The sequence below is a fragment of the Acidovorax sp. sif1233 genome, assembly GCF_019218755.1.
Taxonomy (GTDB): Bacteria; Pseudomonadota; Gammaproteobacteria; order Burkholderiales; family Burkholderiaceae_C; genus Acidovorax.
Genome location: NZ_JAHUWZ010000001.1, coordinates 242,141 through 267,514 on the forward strand (window position 1 = coordinate 242,141; position 25,374 = coordinate 267,514).

The 25,374-nt window shown below is 69.0% G+C and carries 21 protein-coding genes, 1 tRNA gene and 1 other RNA gene; 7 read left to right on the forward strand and 16 right to left on the reverse strand.

Going from position 1 to position 25,374, the window contains the following annotated elements; all coding sequences use genetic code 11:
* Positions 1–80 precede the first annotated feature (80 nt).
* The 9 genes from KW843_RS01120 to KW843_RS01160 all read right to left on the reverse strand — a co-directional run bounded on the left by KW843_RS01120 (position 81) and on the right by KW843_RS01160 (position 9,469).
* Positions 81–1,127, reverse strand: coding sequence for a lysylphosphatidylglycerol synthase domain-containing protein (locus tag KW843_RS01120; protein WP_218293265.1), 1,047 nt, complete (start codon positions 1,125–1,127; stop codon positions 81–83).
* 16 nt (positions 1,128–1,143) lie between these two features.
* On the reverse strand, positions 1,144–2,439 hold the full coding sequence (gene clsB, locus KW843_RS01125) for a cardiolipin synthase ClsB (RefSeq protein ID WP_218293266.1): 1,296 nt from the start codon (positions 2,437–2,439) through the stop codon (positions 1,144–1,146).
* Positions 2,436–3,200, reverse strand: coding sequence for an endonuclease/exonuclease/phosphatase family protein (locus KW843_RS01130; RefSeq protein WP_218293267.1), 765 nt, complete (start codon positions 3,198–3,200; stop codon positions 2,436–2,438). The genes clsB and KW843_RS01130 overlap by 4 nt, the downstream gene beginning before the upstream one ends.
* 397 nt (positions 3,201–3,597) lie before the next feature.
* Complete coding sequence (gene cysK / locus KW843_RS01135; protein ID WP_218293268.1) at positions 3,598–4,515, reverse strand: cysteine synthase A; 918 nt, start codon at positions 4,513–4,515, stop codon at positions 3,598–3,600.
* Between the two features lie 156 nt (positions 4,516–4,671).
* The gene (gene rtcA / locus KW843_RS01140) at positions 4,672–5,736 is read right to left on the reverse strand and encodes an RNA 3'-terminal phosphate cyclase (RefSeq protein ID WP_218293269.1); all 1,065 of its coding nucleotides are present in this window, start codon (positions 5,734–5,736) and stop codon (positions 4,672–4,674) included.
* 182 nt (positions 5,737–5,918) lie between these two features.
* Positions 5,919–7,145, reverse strand: a complete 1,227-nt coding sequence (locus KW843_RS01145; RefSeq protein WP_218293270.1) for an RtcB family protein — start codon at positions 7,143–7,145, stop codon at positions 5,919–5,921.
* A 23-nt stretch (positions 7,146–7,168) separates the two neighbouring features.
* On the reverse strand, positions 7,169–7,909 hold the full coding sequence (locus KW843_RS01150; protein ID WP_218293271.1) for a hypothetical protein: 741 nt from the start codon (positions 7,907–7,909) through the stop codon (positions 7,169–7,171).
* Between the two features lie 34 nt (positions 7,910–7,943).
* A complete protein-coding gene (locus KW843_RS01155) occupies positions 7,944–9,083 on the reverse strand; it encodes a slipin family protein (RefSeq protein ID WP_218294384.1) in 1,140 nt (379 codons plus the stop codon).
* A 313-nt stretch (positions 9,084–9,396) separates the two neighbouring features.
* Positions 9,397–9,469, reverse strand: a tRNA-OTHER gene (locus KW843_RS01160).
* A 339-nt stretch (positions 9,470–9,808) separates the two neighbouring features.
* On the opposite strand from KW843_RS01160, the gene rtcR reads away from it, so the two are divergent.
* Positions 9,809–11,443, forward strand: a complete 1,635-nt coding sequence (gene rtcR, locus KW843_RS01165) for an RNA repair transcriptional activator RtcR (RefSeq protein WP_218293272.1) — start codon at positions 9,809–9,811, stop codon at positions 11,441–11,443.
* Between the two features lie 249 nt (positions 11,444–11,692).
* Positions 11,693–12,132, forward strand: an RNA gene (gene rnpB, locus KW843_RS01170) — RNase P RNA component class A.
* A 77-nt stretch (positions 12,133–12,209) separates the two neighbouring features.
* Here rnpB and KW843_RS01175 read toward each other — a convergent pair.
* From KW843_RS01175 to KW843_RS01200, 6 genes are all read right to left on the reverse strand, one after another.
* The gene (locus KW843_RS01175; RefSeq protein WP_218293273.1) at positions 12,210–13,445 is read right to left on the reverse strand and encodes a M48 family metallopeptidase; all 1,236 of its coding nucleotides are present in this window, start codon (positions 13,443–13,445) and stop codon (positions 12,210–12,212) included.
* A 122-nt stretch (positions 13,446–13,567) separates the two neighbouring features.
* Positions 13,568–14,836: a YjgN family protein gene (locus tag KW843_RS01180; RefSeq protein WP_370628418.1), complete on the reverse strand. Its 1,269-nt coding sequence runs from the start codon at positions 14,834–14,836 to the stop codon at positions 13,568–13,570.
* 256 nt (positions 14,837–15,092) lie between these two features.
* The gene (locus KW843_RS01185; protein WP_218293274.1) at positions 15,093–15,878 is read right to left on the reverse strand and encodes an rRNA pseudouridine synthase; all 786 of its coding nucleotides are present in this window, start codon (positions 15,876–15,878) and stop codon (positions 15,093–15,095) included.
* 158 nt (positions 15,879–16,036) lie between these two features.
* Complete coding sequence (locus tag KW843_RS01190) at positions 16,037–17,698, reverse strand: MBL fold metallo-hydrolase (protein WP_218293275.1); 1,662 nt, start codon at positions 17,696–17,698, stop codon at positions 16,037–16,039.
* A gap of 47 nt (positions 17,699–17,745) precedes the next feature.
* Positions 17,746–18,561, reverse strand: coding sequence for a 2,5-didehydrogluconate reductase DkgB (gene dkgB, locus KW843_RS01195; RefSeq protein WP_218293276.1), 816 nt, complete (start codon positions 18,559–18,561; stop codon positions 17,746–17,748).
* Positions 18,562–18,624: 63 nt separating this feature from the next.
* The gene (locus KW843_RS01200) at positions 18,625–19,827 is read right to left on the reverse strand and encodes an MFS transporter (protein ID WP_218293277.1); all 1,203 of its coding nucleotides are present in this window, start codon (positions 19,825–19,827) and stop codon (positions 18,625–18,627) included.
* Between the two features lie 105 nt (positions 19,828–19,932).
* Here KW843_RS01200 and KW843_RS01205 point away from each other — a divergent pair, with 105 nt between their 5' ends.
* The gene (locus KW843_RS01205) at positions 19,933–20,817 is read left to right on the forward strand and encodes a LysR family transcriptional regulator (RefSeq protein WP_218293278.1); all 885 of its coding nucleotides are present in this window, start codon (positions 19,933–19,935) and stop codon (positions 20,815–20,817) included.
* 32 nt (positions 20,818–20,849) lie between these two features.
* Here the strand turns inward: KW843_RS01205 and KW843_RS01210 are convergent, their stop codons facing one another.
* Positions 20,850–21,554: a glutathione S-transferase N-terminal domain-containing protein gene (locus tag KW843_RS01210; protein WP_218293279.1), complete on the reverse strand. Its 705-nt coding sequence runs from the start codon at positions 21,552–21,554 to the stop codon at positions 20,850–20,852.
* Between the two features lie 190 nt (positions 21,555–21,744).
* Here KW843_RS01210 and dapF point away from each other — a divergent pair, with 190 nt between their 5' ends.
* From dapF to lepB, 4 genes are all read left to right on the forward strand, one after another.
* A complete protein-coding gene (dapF, locus tag KW843_RS01215) occupies positions 21,745–22,626 on the forward strand; it encodes a diaminopimelate epimerase (protein ID WP_218293280.1) in 882 nt (293 codons plus the stop codon).
* Positions 22,623–23,312, forward strand: a complete 690-nt coding sequence (locus KW843_RS01220; RefSeq protein WP_218293281.1) for a DUF484 family protein — start codon at positions 22,623–22,625, stop codon at positions 23,310–23,312. The genes dapF and KW843_RS01220 overlap by 4 nt, the downstream gene beginning before the upstream one ends.
* Positions 23,313–23,440: 128 nt before the next feature.
* The gene (locus tag KW843_RS01225; RefSeq protein WP_218294386.1) at positions 23,441–24,409 is read left to right on the forward strand and encodes a tyrosine recombinase XerC; all 969 of its coding nucleotides are present in this window, start codon (positions 23,441–23,443) and stop codon (positions 24,407–24,409) included.
* A gap of 237 nt (positions 24,410–24,646) precedes the next feature.
* A complete protein-coding gene (lepB, locus tag KW843_RS01230) occupies positions 24,647–25,318 on the forward strand; it encodes a signal peptidase I (RefSeq protein WP_218293282.1) in 672 nt (223 codons plus the stop codon).
* Positions 25,319–25,374 lie beyond the last annotated feature (56 nt).

Genomic DNA, 25,374 nt, shown 5'->3' on the forward strand with positions numbered 1-25,374 from the left:
TGGGCGCCCTTGGCGTGGGGTAGGTGATTTTCAAAAATGATAGCTGCTACCGCTTGATGGATAAGCGCTGCAACCGGTTTTTATGCGGATCTTCCGTCGCCGGTGGCCTCGCCCCTGCGCCAGCGCAGCTCGGCCACGCCAAAGCCCAGCGCGGCCAGCAGCAGGGGCAGGAAGTAGTACAGCGCCCGGTACGCCAGCAGGGCCGCCAGCACCTTGTCCTGGCCCAGCGCGCCGTGGGCCAGCAGCGCGACGCCCACGGCCTCCAGCACGCCCAGGCCCGCGGGCACCCGCAGGACCAGCCCGGCCACCGCTCCCAGCTGCACGGTGGCGAGCGCGGCGGGGTAGCTCACCGCGCCCTGCAGCACGGCCCACAGCGCCGCGCCCATGAGCATCCAGTTCGTGGCCGACGCCGCCACCTGCCACAAGGCCACGGGCCACCGGGGCAGCGGAAAGGCGTGGCCGCGCAGCGTGAGGGCCCGTCCGCCGCGCGCGGCGCACAGCGCCACGTAGGCCACGGGCAGGCAGCCCAGCACCGCGCCGCCCAGCCGCCATTGCCATGGCGTGGCGGCCCAGCCGGCCAGCAGCGGGGGCTGCCACAGCCAGGGGAGGACCGCCGCGAGCAGCAGGTAGCCCACCCAGTTGGTCAGCACGCTGGTGCCCACCACCTGCCCGATGGTGCCCGCGTCCACCCCGCGCCGCGCGTACAGCCGGTAGCGCACGCCCACGCCGCCGATCAGCGAGCCCAGGTTGAGCGTGAAGGGATAGCTGGTCATCGCGATGCCCAGCGTGGCGCGGCGCGTGAGCCGGTGGCCGCTGCAGTGGCGGCCCACCCAGTCGAAGCTGCCGTAGGTGAAATGGCTGGCCAGGGCCAGCGCTCCCGCCACGGCGAGCGCGCTGGCGGGCAGCGCCTGCAGGGCGCGCAACACGGCGGGCCAGTCCACCAGGCGCGCCTGCCGGAAGATGAGCCAGGCCACCCCCCCGAAGAACGCCGCCGCGAGGCCGCGCGTGAGCCACGGCCACCAGGGGCGCTGGGTGAGGCCGCGCCGGCCGGAAGGGGCGCCGGGGGCCTGCCTGCCCGCGGCCAGGGGCGGCAGGGCCGGGTGGCGCGGGGTGGTGGTGGCTGCCATGGGATGCCGGGGCCGCCTAGGCGGCCACGCCCGCGCTGCTGTTGTTGTTGGTGCCGTTGCCGTTGCCGTTGCCGGCGGCATCGCCCGCGGGCTGCGCGGGGGCCGGCGCCTTGCGGACCATGGTGATGGTGGGCTCGTGGCGGGGCAGCCAGCCGGCCCAGGTGGGAAACCACCGCATCAGGTGGAAGACCACGTAGCTGCGCAGCAGGCGCAGGCCGTCCAGCCGCCCCGGCGGCGGGGCCTCGATCTGCCGGCAGTTGTTCTCCATCAGCCGCGCCAGGCGGCGATGGAGCTGGGCGTTGAAGCCGCGGTCCTGGATGATCACGTTGGCCTCGAGGTTGAGCGACAGGCTCAGCGGGTCGAGGTTGCTGGAGCCGACGGTGGACCATTCGTCGTCCACCAGCGCCACCTTGCCGTGCAGGGGCCGCTCGCAGTATTCATACACCTGCACGCCCGCGCGCAGCAGGTGGTCGTAGAGCATGCTGGCCGCCGTGCGCACGATGGCCATGTCGGGCTGGCCCTGCAGGATGAGCCGCACGTCGACCCCGCGTTTGGCGGCGCGCCGCATCTCGCGGATGAAGCGGTAGCCCGGGAAGAAATACGCATTGGCGATCACCACGCGGTGGCGTGCCGACCGCAGGGCCACGCGGTAGTGGCGTTCGATGTCGCTGCGGTGGTCGTGGTTGTCGCGGGTCACGAAAATGGCATGGGCGGTGCCCGCGTGGGGCCGCCCCGTGGCGGCCGCGCCGCCCGGGCGCCGGCGCTGCGCGCCCTCCTGCACGGCCTCGCGCAGGAAATGGTGCATCTGCGCCACGATGGGGCCGCGCACCTGCACGGCGTAGTCCTGCTTGGCCTCGGGGCCGAAATCCGCCACGTGGTCGGCCGAGTAGTTGATGCCGCCGATGAACCCCAGCTCGCCGTCCACCACCACCATCTTGCGGTGCATGCGGCGCAGCATGTTCAGGCGCTGGCCCATGAAGCGGCGGCCCGGGTCGAAGATGCGAAAGCGCACGCCCGCCTCGACCAGGCTGCCCACGAAGCCGTCGGACAGGTCGGGCGAGCCGAACCCGTCCACCAGCACATGCACTTCCACGCCGCGCCGGGCGGCCGCGAGCAGGGCGGCGTGCAGTTCCTGGCCGATCTTGTCCTCGAACAGGATGAAGGTCTCCAGCAGCACTTCGCGCCGTGCCTTTTCAATCGCGCCGAACACCCGGGGGAAAAACTCCTCGCCGTTTTCCAGCAGATCGAAGTGGTTGCCCGGCACCCAGCGGGATGAGCGTGGTGCGCGAAACGAGCGGGAAGATAGGCTCATAGCAGGATCTCCGCCGCCAGGGGTGCGTGGTCCGAAAGCTTGTCCCAGGGCTTGCGCGGCAGCGACAGGGGTGCGTGAACGGCCGCGTTGCGCACGTAGATGCGGTCCAGCGCGAGCAGCGGCATGGACGCGGGGAAGGTGCGCACCGCCCGGCCGAAGGCCTGCACGAACACCTCCTGCAGGCCCGCGCCCCGCTGCAGGATGGCGTGCGCGCGGTGGCGCCAGTCATTGAAGTCGCCGGCCAGCACCACGGGCTCGCCGGGCGGGAAGGTCTTGAGCAGCTCGCACACCCGCTGCAGCTGGCGCTGGCGGTGGGCCTCCTGCAGCCCCAGGTGCACGCACACGGCATGCACGGGCAGGTGGTGGCCGGGCGGCTGCAGCACACAGTGCAGCATGCCGCGCCGCTCGGGCCCGCTGATCGAGATGTCATGGTTCTCGTAGTGCGTGATGGGGAACTTGGACAGCAGGGCGTTGCCGTGGTCGCCGTTGTCATACACGGCATTGCGCCCGTAGGCGTACTGCGACCAGATGGTGTCGGCCAGGAACTCGTAGTGCGGCACCTGCGGAAAGTTGGCGAGCCGGCTGGCATGGCGGTGGTGCGTGCCCTGCACCTCCTGCAGAAAGACCAGGTCCGCCGCCACGCTGCGCACCGCCTCGCGCAGCTCGTGCAGCATGAAGCGCCGGTTGAAGGTGGTGAAGCCCTTGTGCACGTTCACGGTGAGCACCTTGAACGCGATGGGTTGTGAGGGGAGGGTGTCCATGGGCAAACAATCGTTGTGGGGCCCTCCGGCGCGGGGCGCCGCCAGGGGCGGGCCGAAGGGTGAAACGATTGTTGGGGCCGCAGTGCGCCGCCGCTGTAGGACGGCTGGCCGTGGGTGTGTGCTGCGCTGGCCGAAAAAGGCTTTCGGCCCTGAACCCGTGCCTTGGCTACGTGCTGGGTTCAGGGCTGGCACCAGGGGCCGGCCGCCCCGCAGCACCTTGGAAACTGGCGCGCCCCAGGCCAGCGCACCCGTGGAACTGGCTCTGCCAGGCCACCGGGTGCGTCCCCCTGGGGGCTGAGACGCCGCGGCTCCAAGCCTGCCTGCGCAGGCTTGGACGGCATCGAAGAGACACCGCCTCTGGCGGTGGCACCAAGCGGTTGCGCCTCAGGGGGGCAACTTATGCAGGCAGGAACCCCTCCACCGACAGATAACGCTCGCCCGTGTCGTAGTTGAAGCCCAGCACCTTGGCGCCCGCAGGCAGCTCGGGCAGCTTCTGCGCAATGGCGGCGAGCGTGGCGCCCGACGAAATGCCCACCAGGATGCCTTCTTCACGCGCGCAGCGGCGTGCGTATTCGCGGGCGGGTTCGGCATCGACCTGGATCACGCCGTCGAGCAGGCTGGTGTCGAGGTTCCTGGGGATGAACCCCGCGCCAATGCCCTGGATGGGGTGGGGCGCCGGCGCGCCGCCCGAGATCACCGGCGATGCCGTGGGCTCCACCGCGAACACCTTGAGGTTCGGAAACCTGGCCTTGAGCACCCGCGCCACGCCCGTGATGTGGCCGCCCGTGCCCACGCCCGTGATCAGCACGTCGATGCCGTCGGGGAAGTCCGCCAGGATCTCCTGCGCGGTGGTGCGCACATGCACGTCGATGTTGGCGGGGTTCTCGAACTGCTGGGGAATCCACGAGCCCGGCGTCTGCGCCTGCAGCTCCTGTGCGCGGGCGATCGCGCCCTTCATGCCCTTTTCGCGCGGGGTCAGGTCGAACTGCGCGCCGTAGGCCAGCATCAGGCGGCGGCGCTCGATGCTCATGCTGTCGGGCATCACCAGGATGAGCTTGTAGCCCTTGACGGCCGCCACCAGCGCCAGGCCGATGCCGGTATTGCCCGAGGTGGGCTCGATGATGGTGCCGCCGGGCTGCAGGGCGCCGGACTTCTCGGCGTCTTCCACCATCGACAGCGCGATGCGGTCCTTGATGGAGCCGCCGGGGTTGCTGCGCTCGGACTTCACCCACACGTTGGCCGCCGGGCCAAACAGGCGGTTGATGCGCACGTGGGGCGTGTGGCCGATGGTTTGCAGAATGTTGTCAACTTTCATGGCGTCTCCTGTGAGGTGCAAAGAGGGGTGTGACGCGCATTCTGAACCACTTGTTCTGCTGTCTGGGTGATATGGATATGCCGGGGCCTGTGGGTTGCGGGCCGGCCGGCAGGGGTTGTCCCCGGCCCCGGCCGCGCGGCGGGCCCGGGGGGCGGGCTACGCCGGTGTGATCTCGACCCGCATGGCCCCGTCCACCGGCGTGGTCTGCACCCGCACCGGCAGGCCCAGCGCGATGGTCTGCGCATTGGTGGCCGTGTGCTGCGTCACCTCGGTGCAGGTGTAGCGCGCGGCTTGCCCGCTGCGCCACACCGCCAGGGCCAGCGGCAGCATCCACTGGTCCGCCAGGTGCGGGCCCAGCGCGCCCTGGCTGCGCTGGTAGGCGCGCACCTCGTCCACCAGCCGCTTGGCGACCTGCTCGGCCGACAGGCTGCGCGCGCCCAGCTGGCAGAACACCTCGGTGACGTGCTCGTACTCCAGCGTGGCGATCAGCGCATTGCCCGGCCCCTCGTTCTGGCGCGTGGGCGGCTGGCGCAACTGGCCTGCTTCAAAGGTCCAGCCCATCCGCTGGCCCAGGGTCTCCAGCTCCCGGTAGGGAATGTTGCGGGCCAGGCCGGGCGCCAGCGCATCGGCCCACCCGGTCTTCAGCGTGCCGCGCTCCAGCACGTCCACCGGGGCCAGGGTCTGGACTGGGGGCGTGATGTGCGCCAGCACCTCGCCGCCCCCGGCGGGGTAGAAGCCCCGCCGCTGCAGCTGCAGATCCAGCCCCACCCCCAGCCGCCGCACCAGCGGCGCAAACGCCCGTTCCAGAAAGTCAAACGGCGGCGCCATCGGGTTGTGCGTGCCGCCCGACAGCTGCACACGGCTCTCGCCGTCGGCCAGCATCAGCGCGGGCAAGACCGTTTGCAGCACCAGCAGGCAGCTGCCCGCCGTGGCGATCTGAAAGCGGTAGTCGCCCGCACGCACCGCGTCGGGTGTGAACCGCAGCGTCTGGGAGCCCAGCTCCGCCCCCTCGGCCTGCCCGCCGCACACGGCGGTGGCCGCCTGCACGCAGGCCAGGTGCTGTCGCATCAGTCCCGGCTTGGGCCGCCCGGCGCGGATGCGCGTGATGTGCAGCGGCCGGCCGGTGGCCATGGAAAGGGCCAGGCCGGTGCGCAGGATCTGGCCGCCGCCTTCGCCGGTGGAGCCGTCGAGGGTGAGGGGGGACAAGGTCAACTCCGTCATGGCGATGCCTGCGCCGCACCCACGGCGCGGGTGTGTGGCTCCACCGGGTGGGCTGGGTGCGGCATTTTCTTGTGGTTCTGTTGTTTGCATAAAAATGGCCTTGGCGCTCATTGGATAAGCGCGAACAGCTATCAAAAGTATAGTATTCGCCGCAACCCTTCGCCACTGTGCGGCCCCGGGGGCTACCCCTTCACGCACACCACCTGCTTGAGCGTGTACACCACCTCCACCAGGTCCTGCTGCGCCGCCATCACCGCGTCGATGTTCTTGTACGCCATCGGGATCTCGTCGATCACGTCGGCGTCCTTGCGGCATTCCACGCCTTCGGTCGCTTTGATCTGATCCTCGATCGTGAACATCTTCTTGGCCTTGGTGCGGCTCATGGTGCGGCCCGCGCCGTGGCTGCAGCTGTTGAAGCTCTCGGGGTGGCCCTTTCCTCGCACGATGAAGCTCTTGGCCCCCATGCTCCCCGGGATGATCCCCAGCTTGCCCTGCTCGGCACTCACCGCGCCCTTGCGGGTCACGAAAACGTCCTGTCCGAAGTGGGTTTCACGCTGCACGTAGTTGTGGTGGCAGTTCACCGCTTCCACATGCGTCTCGAACGGCTTGGTGATCACCTGTCGCAGCGCGGCGATCACGCGGCCCATCATCACTTCGCGGTTGGCGGCGGCGAACTTCTGGGCCCACCCCACGGCCTTCACGTAGTCGCCGAAGTACCGCGCGCCTTCCTCGAAGTACGCCAGGTCTTTATCGGGCAGGTTGCGCTGGTTCATCTCGGCGTCCTTCTTGGCCAGCTCGATGAAGTGGGTGCCGATGGCGTTCCCCACCCCGCGCGAGCCCGAGTGCAGCATCACCCACACGGACTGGTGTTCGTCCAGGCAGATCTCGATGAAGTGGTTGCCCGTTCCCAGCGTTCCCAGGTGCTTGTAGTTGTTGGTCTTCTCGATGCGCGGATGCGCCTCGCAGATCTCCTTGAACTCGTCCACCAGGGCCGACCATGCGCGGTCGGTCTCGGCCGGCGGGGTATCCCAGCTGCCTTCATCGCGGCCAAAGCGTTTGGGCGTCATCCCCACCGGCACGGCGCGCTCGATGGCGGCGCGCACGCCAGAGAGGTTGTCGGGCAGGTCGCTGGCGGTCAGCGTGGTCTTGCACGCCATCATTCCGCACCCCAGGTCCACCCCCACCGCAGCGGGAATGATGGCCTTGAGCGTGGGCACCACCGAGCCGATGGTGGCGCCGATTCCCAGGTGCACGTCGGGCATCACCGCCACGTGCTTGAACACAATGGGCAGGCGCGCGATGTTGCGCAGCTGGTTCCGGGCTTCTTCTTCCACGGGCACGCCGTTCGTCCACATCTTCACGGGCACGCCGTTCGGCACTTCGTATTGTTCGTAGTTGTTGTTGGTCATATTGTTCTTTCGTATTTTGTTGTTCATTGCACCATTCCGCGCGCGGCGGCCTGGGCGTAGTTCTTCAGTTCGTCGTCGTTCTTCACCTGGCGGATGAAGGCGTCCATGTGCGCCTGCAGTTCCTTGGGCCGCTTCAGGCGCACGCCCTCGTGGCCGATCCCGTGCAATGCGGACTCCTGTGCGGCCCTGAACGGCATCGCCAGCATCTCGCAGAACACCTGCCACATCGCGTCGCGCCATTCAGGGATGTCCTTGGCGTTCCAGAACGTGGGCCACACGTCAAACCACATGTAGCTCACGAAGTAGAGGCGGTCGCTTCGGCTCCCGATGGGGCTCGACCCGGTGTCCAGGCGCGGGCCGAGGCAGTCGCGCCACAAGGTGGGCAGGGCCCGCATCATGCGCATCGCGTCGGCCAAGGGCACCGAGGGGTCGTTCGCCATGTGCGGGATGTCGCCCGCGTTGTTGCTCATCACATGGTTCAGGCCCATGCCCACCTGCTCGTCGCTGTAGGGCGCCAGGTCGGTGCCCGCGTTGGCGAACAGCACGGTCTGGATGTGTGTCCATTGCAGTGGCGTGGCGTCGAACTCCGGCTCGTCGATCAGCCAATACCACTCCTGCCCGCTCTTGTCGGGCACGGGGCGGTCGAAGAGGTAGCGCAAGGCCGCGCTGTACACCGCCGGGTCCAGGCCGACGGATGCGCAGGTGGCGGATGCGGTGTCCCGCTGCAGGCGCTTTGCTCTCGCTGTCAGTTTCTTGTTTTTCATGGCAGTTCCTGCTTTTCCATTTTTTCCATTTTTCTCAGCGCATCTTCACGAGGCCGTTCAGCACCTGGTCGAGGCCTCCGAACACCGAGATCTTGTCGATGCGCTCGGCCACGCGCTCCAGCGTCTCCAGTTCTTTCATGCGCAGGGCGACGGGGTTGTCCTCCATCACCTTCGCCGTGTTGAGCAGCGAGCGCGTGGCAGCCGTTTCCTCGCGGCGGCGGATGACGTTGGCCTCGGCCTGCTTCTGGGCCTGCACCACCTGGGTCAGGATGGTCTTCATCTCGCCGGGCAGCACGATGTCCTTCACGCCCACGCTCTCCAGCTGCATGCCGAAGGGCTGCAATTTGGCGGCCATGTGCGCGGTCACCACGTCGTCGATCACCGTCTTGCTCTCCAGCAGCTCATCGAGCGTGCGGGTGCCCACGGCGGCGCGCAGCGCGAACTGCAGCTCGCGGTACAGGTAGTCGGCGGGCTTTTGCAGCTGGGCGAAGGCGCGCAGCACATCGGTGGTGCGAAAGGTGGCAGACAGGTTCAGCCGCAGGCTCACCTTGTCGCGGGTCATGATGTCCTGGCCCGAGACCTCCACGGCCTGCAGGCGCAGGTCCACCAGCTCCACGGCGATGGTGCGGCCGTACTTCCAGAACGCGTAGGCGCCTGCAGGCAGCAGCCGATCCACTTTGCCGTCGATGGAGAGCAGCGCGCACTGGCCCTCGGGCACCTGCACCTGCAGCACGCCAGTCAATCCGGTCACGCTGCGCTGGCGCAGTTGTGTGTGCGTCAGGCGCGCCACCAGGGCGGCGGGCAGCTCGGGGCCTGCCTCCAGGTCGATCACCTGGACACTCACTTCCACCAGGCCTTTCCAATAAAGGCGGCGGGTGCCGGGCGGCAGCACCTCGACCAGCACGCCGTTCTCGCTGCGCAGGCCCACTTGCTGTTCCGACAGGTTCACTTGCACAAACTCTGCCGCCACCACGGCGGGTTCCTGCGCCATCAGGTAGTCGGCCAGGCCGTGGGTGAAGGCGGGTTGTTCGAGAGCGAAGGTCTCTACACGCAGCTGGTCCATGCCCGCAAACAGCCAGTAGGTGCCGCTTTGGAGCACGCGGTCAAAGCTGCCGTTGCGCAGCAGCAGTGCGCGTTCGTTCTTCTTCACGGTGGTGCGTTGGATCAACTTCATCATTTTTCTTCTCCTCGTTCTTTCGTTGTCGTTACTTCTTCGTTGTTGTCATGGCAATCAGGGTGCCGTTACAGCGATGGCGGGGTGTCAGCGGGCGCAGCCAGGGCCCTGCAGTGCGCCGTGGCTGCTGCCCTGCAAGCAGGGCGGCAGCGTGGCTGGCTGCGGGCGCGGGCTGTGCCGGGTGCTGGCACAAACCGCCACCGGCTGACGGGGCCTTGCCTTGCGGTTGCGTTCCCAAAAAACGCCACCCTGGGGCAACTCCCCGCGTTCGGCGGGTGGTCTTTCGACCGGTACTTCCAAGTGCTGGCCTTGCGGCCTTGGGCAGGAATCGAACCTGCAACAGACCCCTTGCGGGGTTGCTCTACCAATGAGCTACCAATGGAGGCACGCCTGGAGTCGAACCAGGCATCCCTTGCGGGATGGCTACCACGGCCGTGCCGTTACCCAGCGTTTGCGGCGTGCGGCATGCGGGGAATCGACAAGAGCCCTGAGGCTCCGGATTCCCTGCACCGGCGGGGCGAACGTGTGTCCTAACCCCGGCCTGTGAGCGGTCACCGCTTGCGCTGGATGTCTTCTTTATTGCCAGATGCGTGCCAGCCTGTGGCTTGTGGTTCGATTTCTTTCAAGTCATTGATTTGTAAGGGGAAATCTCGTTGATTGATTTTTGGGTCTATCCGAGGCGCATGAAGTAACTAGAATGAAAGCTAGTTGAATAGATAAATAGAATGCGCAAAAACAAAGTCGTCATCGGTTTCCTGGGCACCCAGCTCGACGCCGGCAGGGGCGCGGGGCGGTGGGAAAAGTGGCGCCCCACGGTGTCGCTGGTGCAGCATGAGGACGTGGTGATCGAGCGGCTGGAGCTGCTCTACACGCCCCCGCACCAGGACCTGGCGCAGCAGGTGCGCGCCGACATGGCCATCGCCTCGCCCGAGATCACGGTGAATCTGGCGCCCCTGCCCATTGCCGACCCGTGGGACTTTGGCGAGGTGTATGCCAGGCTGTTTGACTGGGCGCAGGCCTACCGCTTCGACACCGGGCGCGAGGAATACTGGACGCACATCACCACCGGCACCCACGTGGCGCAGATCTGCCTGTTCCTGCTGGTGGAGTCGCGCCGCATTCCAGGCGTGCTGGCGCAGACCTCGCCGCCCAAACGCCAGCAGATGGGCGACCCGGGCAGCTACACGCTGATCGACCTGGACCTGTCGCGTTATGACGTGATCGCGCAGCGCTTCGGCGCCGAGCAGCGGGATGCGGTGCAGTTCCTCAAGAGCGGCATCGCCACGCGCAACGCGCGCTTCAACGCGCTGATCGACGAGGTGGAGCGCGTGGCGGTGCGCTCGCGTGCGCCCATCCTGTTCACCGGGCCCACGGGCGCGGGCAAGTCGCACCTGGCGCGGCGCATGTTCGAGCTGAAGAAGTCGCGCCACCAGGTGGAGGGCGAGTTCGTGGAAGTGAACTGCGCCACGCTGCATGGCGACGGCGCGGCGTCCACGCTGTTCGGCCACAAGAAAGGCGCCTTCACCGGTGCGGCGGCCGACCGCGCGGGCCTGCTGCGCACGGCGCACAAGGGCGTGCTGTTCCTCGACGAGATCGGCGAACTGGGCCTCGATGAGCAGGCCATGCTGCTCAAGGCGGTGGAGGAAAAGCGCTTCTACCCCCTGGGCAGCGACCGCGAGGTGGCCAGCGACTTCGAGCTCATCGCGGGTACCAACCGCGACCTGCGCACCGAGGTGGCGGCGGGGCGTTTTCGCGAAGACCTGTATGCGCGCATCAACCTCTGGAGCTATGTGCTGCCGGGCCTGGCGCAGCGGCCCGAGGACATCGAGCCCAACGTGGACCACCAGCTGGCCCGCGCAGGCGCCGAGTTGGGCCGCGGCGTGCGCTTTTCCAACGAGGCGCGCGCGGCCTACCTGCGCTACGCCCAGTCGCCCGAAGCGCTTTGGACGGGCAACTTCCGCGACCTCTCGGCCAGCGTCACGCGCCTGGCCACGCTGGCGGACAGCGGCCGCATCGGCCTGCCCCTGGTCGATGCCGAGATCGCGCGCCTGCGCTGGCTGTGGCAGCCCGCCAGCGATGCGCGCAGCGGTCTGGCGTCCATGCCCGGCGCGGTGGGCCGCGGCGATCTGGCGGACCTGCTGGGCGAGGAAGCGGTGCACGCCCTGGACCTGTTCGACCAGCTGCAACTGGCGGCCGTGCTGCAGGTGTGCCGCCAGGCCCGCACCCTGTCGGACGCGGGGCGCCAGCTGTTCCAGGCCTCGCGCACGCAGCGCACGGTGGTCAACGATGCGGACCGGCTGCGCAAGTACCTGGCGCGGTTCGGCCTGGACTGGGAGCGCGCCGCTGCCGCTGGGCAGTAATCCTAGAAACGGCAGTTGACCGATTGGTTTCCTTCAACTTGCCATCTGAAGTCAGGTATGTGCTGCTTCGATGGCGTTCACTGGTTGGATGGGCACGCTATACACCCGCCAGCACCGCGCTCGGCGTGCCATGCGGCGTTGCTCCTCCTTGCAGGCAAGAGCCTGCAGCGTCGTCTCGCCTTGCCTGACGCACCGATCACGGCACTGACGGGCGCATTCAACTGCCGTTTCTAGGATAATCCACCCCGTGAAGCGCGCCAGACCGCCGCTGGTGCAATCTGGGAAACCAGGCACTGGAGGAACGTCCGGACTGCACAGGACAGCGTAGCAGCTAACGGCTGCCCACCGTGAGGTGAGGATCAGAGCAACAGAGACGAGTCCGGGTGGAAACTACCTGCCACGGAGTGTTCTGTGAGGCGCCAGCGCAAGCTGGCGAGAGGACAGCGAGAGCTGTCCGAACCCGGCGCAAGCCGGGTCCGAACAGCCACCCCGAGCGGGCAAGCCCGCTCGGGGTGAAACGGGCAATCTCTACGCGCAGCAATACCAAGTAGGCCAGCGTTGATGTGGTTCCGCAGAGCTGGCGGGTAGGTAGCACCGAGCCGTGGTGGCGACACCCGGCCCAGATTAATGGCGGTCACACTGCGGGCAACCGTGGTGCACAGAATCCGGCTTATCGGCGCGCTTCACACTTTATTTCCCCCAGCCTCAGCCTGGTGTAGGCGCCGATGTGCCGGTCGTGCCCGGCGCGGAGCACGCCATGGCGCGCTCAGCCTTTCGCGCAGTGGGGCGCATGCCCCTTCTCCAGCTCCGTGGCCCGCTCCACGGTGTCGGGGTGGCTGCTGAGCAGCGACCAGACCGGGTGCGACGCCATGTCTTCCGCCATCTTGCGCTTGCGCGAGCGCTCCGGGCTGCTGGCGCCGGGTTCGGCCGCTGTGGCGGTGGCCGCCTGGTCCTGGCCTGCTTTCTCCTTCTTCTTGTTGTCTTCTTCCTCTTCTGCTTCATCCTTCGCGATGGCCAGCAGCAGCTGGCCCATGGGCGCCGTGGGCAGGGCTGCCTGGCCCATCACCGCGATGGCGTAGCAGTCGGCTTCGCGCTCATGGTTGCGGCTGTAGGCCAGCCCCGTGAGCACCGAGGCACCGGTGGAGACAATGCCGGACACATCGCCCAGCGCCAGCCCCAGGCCCATGCTGAGCACGCCCTGCTGCACCACCATGCGCGTGGTGTGCCGCTGCACCACATGGCCGATTTCGTGCGCCAGCACGCCCACCAGCGCGTTGTCGTCCAGTCCCTTGTCGGCGGCCGCCTTCACGATGCCGTCGGTCATCACCACCTTGCCGCCCGGCAGCGCAAAGGCGTTGGCGCCCATGCCCGAGCGGAATTCCAGGCTCAGGGAAGGCTGGTAGCCGGGGTAGCGCCGCAGGCCGGGGGGTGTGTGCTGCACCAGGGCGTCAAAGCGCGCCTTGAGCTGCTCCTGCCGCTCCCTGGGGAGCTTGCTGGGCTTGAGCGTGCCGCTGTCCATCTGGCGCAGCACGTTCTCGGCCACGCTGGTTTCCCAGGACAGGGGCACAAAGCGCGTGAGCTGCGTGGCGGCCCAGGGGGTGCCGTAGCGATAGAACAGCGTGAGGCCGATGGCCGCCACCGCCACCACGCCCAGCAGCACGGGCCAGCGGGTCTGCATGCGCTGGGCCAGGCCCGGGCGTTCGCCAGCGGCGGCCAGGGCGGCGCGCCAGTCGTTCACGGCATCGATCTCCAGGCTGCCGTGGTCCCGCAGGTCCACGACCACGCGGGGCTGGGGCTTGCGCTCGTTCCAGGCCTCCGGCCAGCCCACATCCTTGCAGGCGAACACGGCCGGCGCGGCGCCTGGCTGCGAGAGCGGGTGCAGCACCAGCGACGGGCCCCGCGGCGTGGGGCGCAGGCCCACCATCACGGGGCGGGCTCTGCTGCTCTGGCCGTCGAACCAGCGGCCAGGCACGAGGGATGCAGCGTGAAGGGGGGCGTTCATGTCAGTCATCCATCACGTTGTAGGTGGCCCGGGGCCGGTGAAACTGGCGGCGGCACGGGCGAGCGGCCGCCCTGGCGGACGCACCGGGGCGCGAAGCGCCTCAGGGGGATGCCCTCTACCCGCTATCCAATCAGGTCCAGGCCCGCCGCATCGGCCAGCGCATCGCCCAGGCCGCCTTGCTGCTGGCGCACCATGGCGCCCGCCACCTGTTCCACGCCGCCCTTGACATGCAGGGTGACGGATTCGCATTTCATGCGGTATTCGCTCACCCGCGCAAACGGACGGTACAGCCCCAGCGTGAGCAGGGTGAGCAGCATGTTCTTGATGCGCAGCCACACGTAGCGCCCGCTCTTCAGGTGACACTTGAACCGTGCCACGTGGCTCACGCCGGTGTTGTTCCACATCAGCTGGAACATGCGCGCCTCGCGGTACGCGCGGGCGGGGGCCGAGGCCAGGATCAGCATGAAGATGCCCGCCACGATGGACACGATGATCACCACGAACAGCCACAGGCCCATGCGGTCGCTCTGGCTGGCCACCAGCGCGATGGAGCTGCCCGCCAGGATGCCGATCAGCGCCGAGATGCCGACCACGCACAGGATGAACACGGCCACCGTGGCCAGCCACACCTTCACGAAATCCATGTACACCGGCTTCCAGCGGCCTTTTTCTGCGCCCACCTGGGCCTTGAGCACCAGCAGGCTCTTGTAGTTGTATTCGAGGCGGATGAAGCACAGCACCGTCAGCACCAGGCCCAGCAGCAGCAGGCCGCCCATGGCGGGGGTGAAGGCGGGCAGGGACCGCTTGGTGGTTTCTTCCTCGGCGGCCTGGAGCGCCTCGGCCAGTCCGGGCGACAGCACCTGCATGCCGAAGAACACGCCGAACCACACCAGCGCCAGCGCGAACATGGGCCAGCTGGCGATGTAGACCTCTTTCCAGCTGGCGGTGAACTGCAGGCGCAGGCCGCGCCAGCGCGTGGCCCCGAGACGAAAGCGCATGGCGCTGCCCCAGATCAGGGGCGAGAGCACGGCGCCGGTCAGCAGGAACACGCCCACGGCCGCGTCCTGTCCGGTATTGGCGGCGATGTTGTAGGCCAGCGTGAGCAGCACCAGCAGCACGAAGCCCATCACCATCTTGCGCTGCTGCGCGGTGAATTCGAGGGGGCTGCCCGCCACCAGCGTGTGGCTGTAGAAGTACTGCGCGGTGCGGCGCCGGGCCCAGGGGGTGTAGATGCCCAGCGTGACGATGGACAGCAGCACGTTGACGATCCACACCCGGAAATACTCGCCGCCGCTGCCGGTGAATTCGAGCGGGTGCGCGTCGATGTTCTGCGGCATGAACGTGGACATCGGCCCGGCGGCGCCGTCTCTGTCTGATGGAACTTGGCTCATGGACTCCCTCCTGTTTGTGGCGCAGTGTAGCAGCGGTCTGTGGAAAAAATCTCGAGCCAGATGGGCCTCTGGCGCCTTTCCATCAAGCGCTGATAGCTATGTTTTTGGTAGCAATCGTTCTGGCGATGGTTCGGCCCGCCCCGCCCCGCCGCCGGCAACTGGCGCACCTCTGTCAGCGCACCTGTGGAACTGGCTTTGCCAGGCCACCGGGTGCGTCCCCCTCAGGGGGATGGCGCCAAAGGCGACTCAGGGGGAGTCAGAACTTCTCCCAGGGCTGCAGATAGCGCCACTGCCCCTCGGGCACCTTGGCCAGCGGCACGCGGCCGATGCGGATGCGCTTCAAGGCGACCACGGCCAGGCCCACGGCGTCGCACATGGCCGGGATCTGGCCGGGGCGGATGCCCTTGAGCGCAAAGCGCAGTTTCGTCTCGCTTTGCCAGCTCACCTTGATGGGCGGCAGCGGGCGGCCGTTGAACGACAGGCCGTGGCACAGGCGCTGCAGCCCGTTCGGTGCGATATCGCCCTTCACCTCGACGATGCATTCCTGCTCCAGCGACTCGATGTCTTCCGCCAGCTTGCGCGCGATGCGCTTGTCCTGGGTGTAGACCACCAGGCCGCTGGCCTCGGTGGGCAGCGGCGTGAAGCATTCGAGCTGCCTGAAATGGCGCAGCAGCACGCGGATGCCCGAGGCGTCCTCGGCCAGGTGGGATGCAGCGCCCAGCAGCGTGCTGGCGGCCGTGGCGCCCTGGCTGCGGCTGGCGTGCGCCGCTGGCCCGGCGGGCAGGCCCAGGCCGGCTTCAAACCCCACCGGCTTGTGCAGCAGCAAGGTCACCGGGGTCAGCTCCAGCAGGCTGGCGTCCTTGGCCACCGCCACGGCCTGGTCGGGGCGCACGCGCGCGCCCGGGGCTTCCACCACCTGGCCGTCCACGCTCACAAAGCCGCCTTCGATGAATTGCTCGGCCGTGCTGCGCGAGCAGTTCAGTTGCTCGGCCACGCGTTTGGCCAGGCGGATGTGGGTGGGGTCAGGGTTTTTGTCATTCATGGGTGGGGGCGGCTTTCTTTGTTGGATGGATTGTGTGGGCACGCCTCTTGTTGTTCGTGGCGCGTGCAGCGGGCGCTCTCTCCGCCAGGGACGCCAAGCGAGGGCCGACCCGCAGCGAGGGCGTCGTCCCCCGGATGGGGGAAGGCGCCGCAGGCGACTCAGGGGGCGAGCATTCTTATTCGCTCTACATGCGCCAGCAGCGAGCGCTGGGCCACGGGCCACATGCGCGGGGGCACGTCGCCATACGCATGCTGCACCCAGTCGTCCACGCTGCCCTGGGGCAGCGCCTGCATGGCGGCCAGCACCTTGGCCTCGCGCGCCAGGCGGTGGGCCTTGAGCCTGGCGATCGCGCCGCGCGCGTCGCCCAGCACATAGCCGTGCGCGGGCAGGATGAATTCCACGCCATGTGCGGCGCAGACCGCATCGAGCTTGTCCAGAGAGTCGAGGTAGTCGGCCATGTTGCCGTCGGGTGGGTCCACCACGGTGGTGCTGCCGTTGAGGATGTGGTCGCCGCTGAACAGCAGGGCGTCTTCCACGAGCAGCAGGCACAGGTGGTTGGCCGCGTGGCCCGGGGTGTGGATCACCTGCAGGGTGTGGGTGATTTTGCCCTCTGGCGCTTGTCCTTCCAGCGTGAGCAGCTCATTGTTTTGTAGCAAGCGGTCGGGCGTGAATGCGCTGGCAGCGCGCGCCGTGGGGGCCGATGGCAGGCCCAGGATGGGGGGGGCGCTGCGCCCGGCCCGGGTGCACATCGCCTGCAGCGGCGCGGCGCCGGGCGAGTGGTCGGGGTGCGAGTGGGTGCACACGATCGTGCGGATGTCGCCGCCGGCGGCGCGCCAGAGCCTGTCCAGGTGCTCCGCGTCGGCCGGGCCCGGGTCGATGGCGATGTAGCCGGTGGCCGGGTCGCCCACCAGGTAGCTGTTGGTGCCGGGTCCGGTCATCACGCCGGGGTTGGGCGCGGTCAGGCGCTGCACGTTGCGCAGCAGCGGCACGGGCCGGTCGGTCTGCCAGTCGAGCGCGTGCACGATCTGGCCGTCGGGGCACACCAGGGCCAGCTCGCCAAAGGGGGCGTCGCCTTCCATGTAGCGCGCCTCCTGGCCCGCCAGCGTGCCGGCGCGCGGGCAGCTCACCCACAGCGGCTTTTCATCGGCCAGGGCGTCAAGAACCGCCTGCGCGCTGGCGAACAGGGCGAGCCGCTGCAGCGTGCGGATGGTGGGAAAGATCATGAAGAACTGCCCCGCCGCGTGCCGCGCCAGCGCATCGGCCGGGCGCACCCACACGGGCTCGAACTGCTCGGTTTCGTCGGCCACGGGCTCCTGGCCCTCGGGCATGCGGGCCACGAGGAACGGCACGTCGAAACGGCGCGGCAGGTCGCGGTCGGCCGTCCAGTGGGCCAGCAGGTACACGCTGTCGGCCGCCAGGCGCAGGCCGCGCGCGCCGCACTGGGCGGCCAGCGGCTGTTGGCGGTCGATGGCGGCGATGTCCCGTGCGTCGGCCATGCGCCCATCGGCATGGCGGGCCAGCAGGATGCCCAGCTCCTCGAAGCTTTCGCGGATCGCGGCGATGGCCTGCGTGAGGTGCTGGTCGCTCTGCGTGGGGCGGCGGTCGGCGGCGGCGTGCACCTGCGCGTCCAGCGCGTCGATGCCCCCGCCCGGGAACACGTAGGCCCCGGGCGCGAAGCTGGCCGTGGCCGAGCGCCGGGTCATGAGGACTTCCAGTCCGCCCGGTTCGCCCTGCGCATCGCGCAGCAGCAGCACGGTGGCTGCCGGGCGGGTGGCAACAGGTTCGCGGTGGGGGTGCAGTTGTTGGGTGGTGCGGGGCATCGGGCCATTATCGAGGCGCGCGGCGCGCCCCGCACGGGCGGGGCGGTTCAGTCCCAGGCGGGCGCCAGGCCTTCGGGGTTCACCAGCCGTTCGCCGCGGTCCAGCGCGGCGATGCGTGCCATGTCCTCGCCGGTCAGCCGCAGCGGCCGGGCTTTCAGGTTGCTCGCCAGGTTGTCGCGCCGGGTGGACGAGGGAATCACGGCATACCCCAGCTGCATGGCCCAGGCCAGCGCCACCTGCGCGGTGGTGGCGCCGTGGGCCCGCGCGATGTCCGCCAGCACCGGGTCGCCCAGCACCTTCCCGTAGGCCAGCGTCATGTACGAGGTGGTGTGGATGCCCTGGCTGCGCGCGAAGTCCGCCACGGCGCGGTTCTGCAGGTAGGGGTGCAGCTCGATCTGGTGCGTGGCGATGCGGTCGGCGCCGACGGCCGCGATGGCTTCGCGCAGCAGGGCGGTATTGAAGTTCGACACGCCGATCAGGCGCGTGAGGCCCCGGGCCTGGGCCTCGGCCAGCGCGCCCATGAACTCGGCCACGGGCACGGCGCCGCCGGGCGAGGGCCAGTGGATCAGCGTGAGGTCCACCTGGTCGGTGCGCAGCCTGGCCAGGCTGTCCTTCAGGCTCTGGACGAGCCGGTCGCCCGCCAGGTGCTCGGTCCAGACCTTCGTGGTGATGAAGAGCTCGCCGCGCGGCACGCCGCTGTCCGCGATGGCCTGGCCGACCTCGGCCTCGTTGCCATAGATCTGCGCCGTGTCGATGGCGCGATAGCCCAGGTCGAGCGCGTTGCGCACCGAGTCGATGACGACCTGGCCCTGGAGGCGGAAGGTGCCCAGGCCGAAGGCGGGAAGGGAAGGGGAAGAAGTCATGGCGATTCCTGAAACGAAGCAAAAAAGGGGTGGGACAGAAAGAGTTGAGGGGGCGTGGGCTGCTCAGTGCCCCACGGGCACCGGCCCGCTGCCGCGCACCGGGATGCCGCTGCGCCGGTCCAGCACGCCGCTGTAGTGCGTGAGCGCCAGGGACACCAGCACCACCAGGGCGCCGATCCAGGGCGTGTGCATCAGGCCCAGGTGCGTCACGATCAGGCCCCCGGCCCAGGCGGCGCCGGCGATGCCCAGGTTGAACGCCGCGATGTTCAGGCCCGAGGCCACGTCCACCGCCTGGGGCGTGAAACGCTCGGCCTGCTTGACCACATACACCTGCAGCCCGGGCACGTTGCCGAACGCCACGGCGCCCCACAGCAGCACGGTGGCCAGGGCCAGCCAGGGGTGGGGCGCGGTGAACTGCAGCAGCAGCAGCACGGCGGCCAGCAGCGCGAAGATGATGCGCAGCGCGGGGATGGGCCCCAGCCGGTCGGCCAGGCGGCCCCCCCAGATGTTGCCCACCGCCACCGAGACGCCGTACACCAGCATCACCCAGCCCACGGCACCGGCGCTGAAGCCCGCGATGTCGGTGAGGATGGGGGCGAGGAAGGTGAACGGGATGAACGTGCCGCCGTAGCCGATGGCCGTCTTGGCGTACACCAGCAGCAGGCGCGGCTCGGCCAGCACCCTGGCCTGCTGCACCAGCGAGGCGGGCGGGGTGTGGGCGATGTTGCGCGGCACGAAGATCGCGCTGCCGATGAAGGCCACCACGCCCAGTGCCGACACGGCCAGGAAGGTCTCGCGCCAGCCGAAATGCTGGCCGATGAAGGTGCCCAGCGGCACGCCCGTGACCAGCGCCACGGTGAGGCCGGTGAACATGATGGCGATCGCACTGGCGGCTTTCTCGCGCGGCACCAGGCCGGTGGCGATGGTCGAGCCGATCGAGAAGAACACGCCGTGCGCCAGCCCGGTGAGGATGCGCGCGGCCACCAGCGTTTCGTAGCTGGGCGCCTGCCAGGCCAGCAGGTTGCCGGCGGTGAACAGCGCCATCAGCGACAGCAGCAGCGCCTTGCGGGGCACGCGGCCGGTGAGGGCTGTGAGCACGGGCGCGCCCACGGCGACGCCCAGGGCGTACAGGCTGACCAGCAGGCCCGCCGAGGGGATGCTGATGGACAGGTCGGCCGCCACGGTGGGCAGCAGGCCAACGATCACGAACTCGGTCGTGCCGATGGCGAAAGCGCTGAGCGTCAGCGCGAGCAAGGCAATGGGCATGGAAACACTCCTGTGGACATGGGAAGGAGTGTGGGCGCTTCAGTTTTGCAGAAAAATACCGTTAAGCTCCATAGATACTTGATCCGAAGTCAACAATGGAGGCCCATGAAAACCACGCTCGAAGAACTGCAGGCCTTTGTGGCCGTGGTGGACGGCGGCTCCATCACGGCGGCGGCCGACCAGCTGGGGCAGACCGTCTCGGGCATCAGCCGGGCGCTGGCGCGGCTGGAGAAGAAGCTCGATACCACGCTGCTGCGCCGCACCACGCGCCGCGCCGCGCTGACCGAGGAGGGGCAGGCCTTCCTGCTGCGCACGCGCGCCATCCTGGCGTCCATCGACGATGCCGAGGAGCACATGGCCGCGCGCCGCCAGCAGCCCGCGGGCCGCCTGCGCGTGAACGCGGCCACGCCCTTCATGCTGCACGCGGTGGTGCCGCTGGTGCCGGCGTTCCGCGCGGCCTACCCGCAGATCACGCTGGAGCTGGACACGGACGAGCTGAACATCGACCTGCTCGAGCGCCGCACCGACGTGGCCATCCGCATCGGCCACCTGCGCGACTCGACCCTGCACGCGCGCCCGCTGTGCACCAGCCGCATCCGCGTGCTGGCCAGCCCGGCCTACCTGGCCGCCCGGGGGCGGCCGCGGGCGGTGGAAGACCTGGCGCGGCACACCCTGCTGGGCTTCACGCAGCCGGAATCGCTCAACCGCTGGCCCCTGCGCGGCGCGCATGGTGACGAGTGGCCCACCGTGCCGGAGATCGCCGCGTCCAGCGGCGAGACGCTGCGCCAGCTCGCGCTGCAGGGCGCGGGCATCGTGTGCCTGTCGGATTTCATGACCGCCGCCGACCGCGCGCGCGGCGATCTGGTGCAGGTGCTGGCCAGGGACACGGCGGACGTGCGCCAGCCCGTGAGCGCCGTGTACTACCGCAACACGCAGCTGGCCGCGCGCATCGCGTGTTTCCTGGATTTTCTGCAGGAGCGCATGGGCTGACCGGTGCCACGGCCCCTGCAGCCAGGGCCTGCTCAGCCGCGCGCCGGGATGTTCAGCCCCCTGGCCACGGCCGGGCGCGCCACGAAGGCTTCCAGCACGCGCTTTATTTCCTTGAACTGACCGAACTCCACCAGATCGCCCGCGCCGTAGAAGCCCACGAGGTTGCGCACCCAGGGCAGGATGGCGATGTCGGCGATGGTGTACTGCTCGCCCATCACCCACTGGCGGCCCTTCAGGCGCTCGTCCAGCACCTTGAGCAGGCGCCTGGACTCCGCCACATAGCGGTCGCGCGGGCGCTTGTCCTCGTAGTCCTTGCCCGCGAACTTGTGGAAGAAACCGAGCTGGCCGAACATCGGGCCCACGCCGCCCATCTGCCACATCACCCACTGCAGGGCTTCGTAACGCCCGGCCGTGTCCTGCGGGATCAGCTGGCCGGTCTTGCTCGCCAGGTACACCAGGATGGCGCCGGACTCGAACAGCGCCAGGGGCTTTCCGTCGGGCCCGTTCGGGTCCAGGATGGCCGGGATCTTGTTGTTGGGGTTGAGCGACAGGAACTCGGGCGAGGTCTGGTCGCTGGTCTCGAAGCTCACCAGGTGCGGTTCGTAGGGCAGGCCCAGCTCTTCCAGCACGATCGACACCTTCACGCCGTTGGGCGTGGGCAGCGAGTACAGCTGGATGCGCTCCGGGTGCCGGGCGGGCCATTTGCGGGTAATGGGAAAACTGGCGAGATCGGGCATGCGGGTCCTCGTTGGCGAATGGGGGGGGTGGGGAGGCGGCGGCCGGCGCGCGGGCGGGCCGCCACACGGCACAGCCTAAACCGGCGGAAAAACCGGTGCAGGCCGGGGTTCATTGGCGGGGTGGGGGTTCTGTCACAAGTTGCCCCGGGCGGGGTGCCGCGCACGCCGGCCCACCGACGATAATCCGGCCATGCAGATTCCCTTTACCAAAATGCAGGGCGCGGGCAACGATTTCGTGGTGCTCGACGAAACCCAGGGCCGCCTGGGGCTCGGCGCCGCCCAATACCGTTTCCTCGCCGACCGCCACTTCGGTGTGGGGGCCGACCAGATCCTCACGGTGCGGCCTTCGCCAGCGGACGGTATCGACTTCGAATACGTGATTCACAACGCCGATGGCGGCGAGGTGGAGCAGTGTGGCAACGGCGCCCGCTGCTTCGCGCGCTTTGTGCACGACAAGGGCCTGTCGGGCAAGGACACCCTGCGGGTGCAGACCAAAAGCGGCGTGATCGCCCCCCGCCTCACCCCCGATGGCCGCGTCACCGTGGACATGGGCCGACCGCAGTTCGAGCCCGCCCGGGTGCCGTTTGATGCCAGTGGTTTGACCGCCGTGGCACAAGGTTCAGGACAAAAATGGCCGCTGGCGCTGGATAGTAAAGCGCTGACAGCTACTGTTTTGGTAGCGGTTGTCTCCATGGGCAACCCGCACGCCGTGCAGCTGGTGGACAACGTGGACACCGCCCCGGTGCTGGAAGCGGGCCCCCTGGTCGAGCGCCATGCGCGTTTTCCGCAGCGCGTGAATGCAGGCTTTTTGCAGATCGTGGACCGCGCCCATGTGCGGCTGCGCGTGTTCGAGCGCGGCGTGGGCGAAACCCTGGCCTGCGGCTCGGGGGCCTGCGCGGCCGTGGCGGCCGGCATCCGCCTGGGCCTGCTCGACAACGAGGTGCATGTGGACACGCGCGGCGGCCGCCTCACCATCGCCTGGAGCGGCCAGGAGGCCGATTCCGTTTTCATGACCGGCCCCGCCACCACGGTGTTCGAAGGCCGGATCGACATTCCTGACACCCTCCTATGACGTCCCACATCCCCCCGATCACCGAAGACGACATCGCCCAGTTCCTCACCAACACGCCGGGCTTCTTCGAACGCCATGCCGAGGTGCTGGCCAGCGTGCAGATCACCAGCCCCCACGGCGCGCGCGCCGTGAGCCTGCAGGAGCGCCAGGCCGAGATGCTGCGCGAGAAGATCAAGGGCCTGGAGCAGCGCATCATGGAAATGGTGCGCAACAGCACCGAAAACGCCGCCATCGCCCACAAGGTGCACCAGTGGACGAGCGCGCTGCTGCAGGTGCGCGACCCGTTCGACCTGCCGCAGGCGGTGGTCGATGGCGTGCGCACCCTGTTCGACGTGCCCCAGGCCGCGGTGCGCGTGTGGGAGGTGGCCGCGCCGTACATCGATGCCGACTTCACCCAGGGCGCCAGCGAAGACGCCCGCGCGTTCGCCTCGTCGCTGACCATGCCGTTCTGCGGCCCCAACCTGGGGTTCGAGCCCGCAGGCTGGCTCGCGGCCGAGGCGGGCGAACCCGCCCAGTCGCTGGCCCTGCTGCCGCTGCGCGAAGGCGCCATCGACAGCGCCACGCCGGCGTTCGGCCTGCTGGTGCTGGGCTCGCAAGACCCCCAGCGGTTTGATGCCACGATGGGCACGGAATTTCTGTCGCGCATGGCAGAACTCGCCAGTGCCGCCCTGCTGCGGCTGAAGTGATGCCCCCCTGTGCGGCTGCGCCGCTTCCCCCCTGCAGGGGGACGCCACCCCCGGCCCGGCAAGGCCGGTTCCACGGTGGCGCTGGCCTTGGGGCGCGCCAGTTGCCTGGGTAATGCCCCGTGTCCGACATGCTGGCCACACAGATTCCCCCGGACCCGCACGTCCTGCGTTACCTGGAGCATGTGCGCGTCGAAAAGCGGCTGGCGGCGCGCACGCTCACGCTCTACACCCTGGACCTTGAAAAGCTCGCGCAGTTTGCGGCGGGGGTGGGCGTGCCGCTGCTGCAATTGCAGACCGCGCACATCCGCCGTTTTGTGGCGCAGATGCACAGCGGCGGGCGCAGCGGGCGGGGGATTGCGCTCATCCTCTCTGGCTGGCGCGGGTTTTTCATCTGGGCGGGGCGGCAGGGGCTGATTCCGCACAACCCCGTGCAGGACGTGCGTGCCCCCAAGGCGCCCAAGCCCCTGCCCAAGGCGCTGGGGGTGGACGACGCCGTGCGGCTGGCCGAATTCGACAACACCGGCGCCGACCCCTGGCTGGAGGCGCGCGATGCGGCCATGGTGGAGCTGCTGTATGGCTGCGGCCTGCGCGTGGGCGAACTCGCGGGGCTCGACGCCATCCCCAACGCCGACACCCAGCGCCTGGGCCGGGGCTGGGTGGACCTGCAGGCCGGCGAGGCCCATGTGTTCGGCAAGGGCAGCAAGCGCCGCAGCGTGCCCGTGGGGCGCGCGGCCACTGCAGCGCTGCAGGCTTGGTTGCTACTGCGGGCCACGCCCTTCGGCGGTGAAGGATCAGCGCGGCTTGACACCGCACTGTTCGTCGGCCAGCGCGGCAAGCGGCTCACGGCGCAGTCGATCTGGCTGCGCCTGCGCCAGCGCAGCCAGCAGGCGGGCCTGACCACGCCGGTGCACCCGCACATGCTGCGCCACTCGTTCGCCAGCCACCTGCTGCAAAGCAGCGGCGACCTGCGCGCGGTGCAGGAGCTGCTGGGCCACGCCAACATCACCACCACGCAGGTCTACACGCGGCTCGATTTCCAGCACCTGGCCAAGGTGTATGACGCGGCGCATCCTCGGGCGAGAAAGAAGCCCCCCTGAGGCGCTGCGCGCCTTCCCCCGGAGGGGGACGCACCCGGTGGCCCGGCACAGCCGGTTCCACGGGTGCACTGGTGGGGGCGGTGCGCGCTGCGGGCGTTGGTGGCGTGTGGACGGCTTCTGGCGCTGATCGGGCATGCCGGTGGGCTGCGGCCGTGGGCCGGTGCCACGGAACCAAGATGTGACGCCGTGCATCCGAGCAAGGGGTGCTTGCTGTAGGGCGCCTTGGAGTGTCTCGCCATGCTGCTGAAATGGATCAAATCGAACCGTGGGTTCCTCGTGCTGCTGCTGTGCTTCGGCATCTTTCGCACGGCGGTGGCGGACTGGAATCCGATTCCTTCGGGGTCCATGCGGCCCACGCTGCTCGAAGGGGACGTGGTGTTCGTCAACCGGCTGGCCTATGACCTGAAGCTGCCGCTCACCGATGTGGTGCTGGCGCGCCTGGGCGAGCCCGCGCGGGGCGATGTGGTCACGTTCTCGTCACCGCGCGATGGCACGCGGCTGATCAAGCGCATCGCGGCGCTGCCGGGCGACACGGTGGAGATGCGCGACGAGGTGCTGTACCTCAACGGCGAGGCCGCACGCTACGACGCGCCCGAGGCGGTGACCGAACACCTGGCCGAGCTGGGCGCGCAGGTGCCCGCCACCCGCTGGACGGAGCACCTGCAGGGCCACGAGCGCCGGGTGCAATGGCTGCAGGGCGTGACGGCACACCGCAGCTTCGGCCCGGTGACGGTGCCCGAGGGCCAGTACCTGGTGCTGGGCGACAACCGCGACAACAGCGCGGACTCCCGCTACATCGGCTTCGTCCCGCGTCACCTGCTCATCGGCCAGGCGCGGCGCGTGCTGGTGTCGGCCGACATCCTGGAAAACTGGGCGCCGCGCCTGGGCCGCATCGGGCACGCGCTCTGACGCGCTGGCGCCAGCCCCGGGGCTGGCGTGGGGCCATTCACGCGACAATCGCCCCA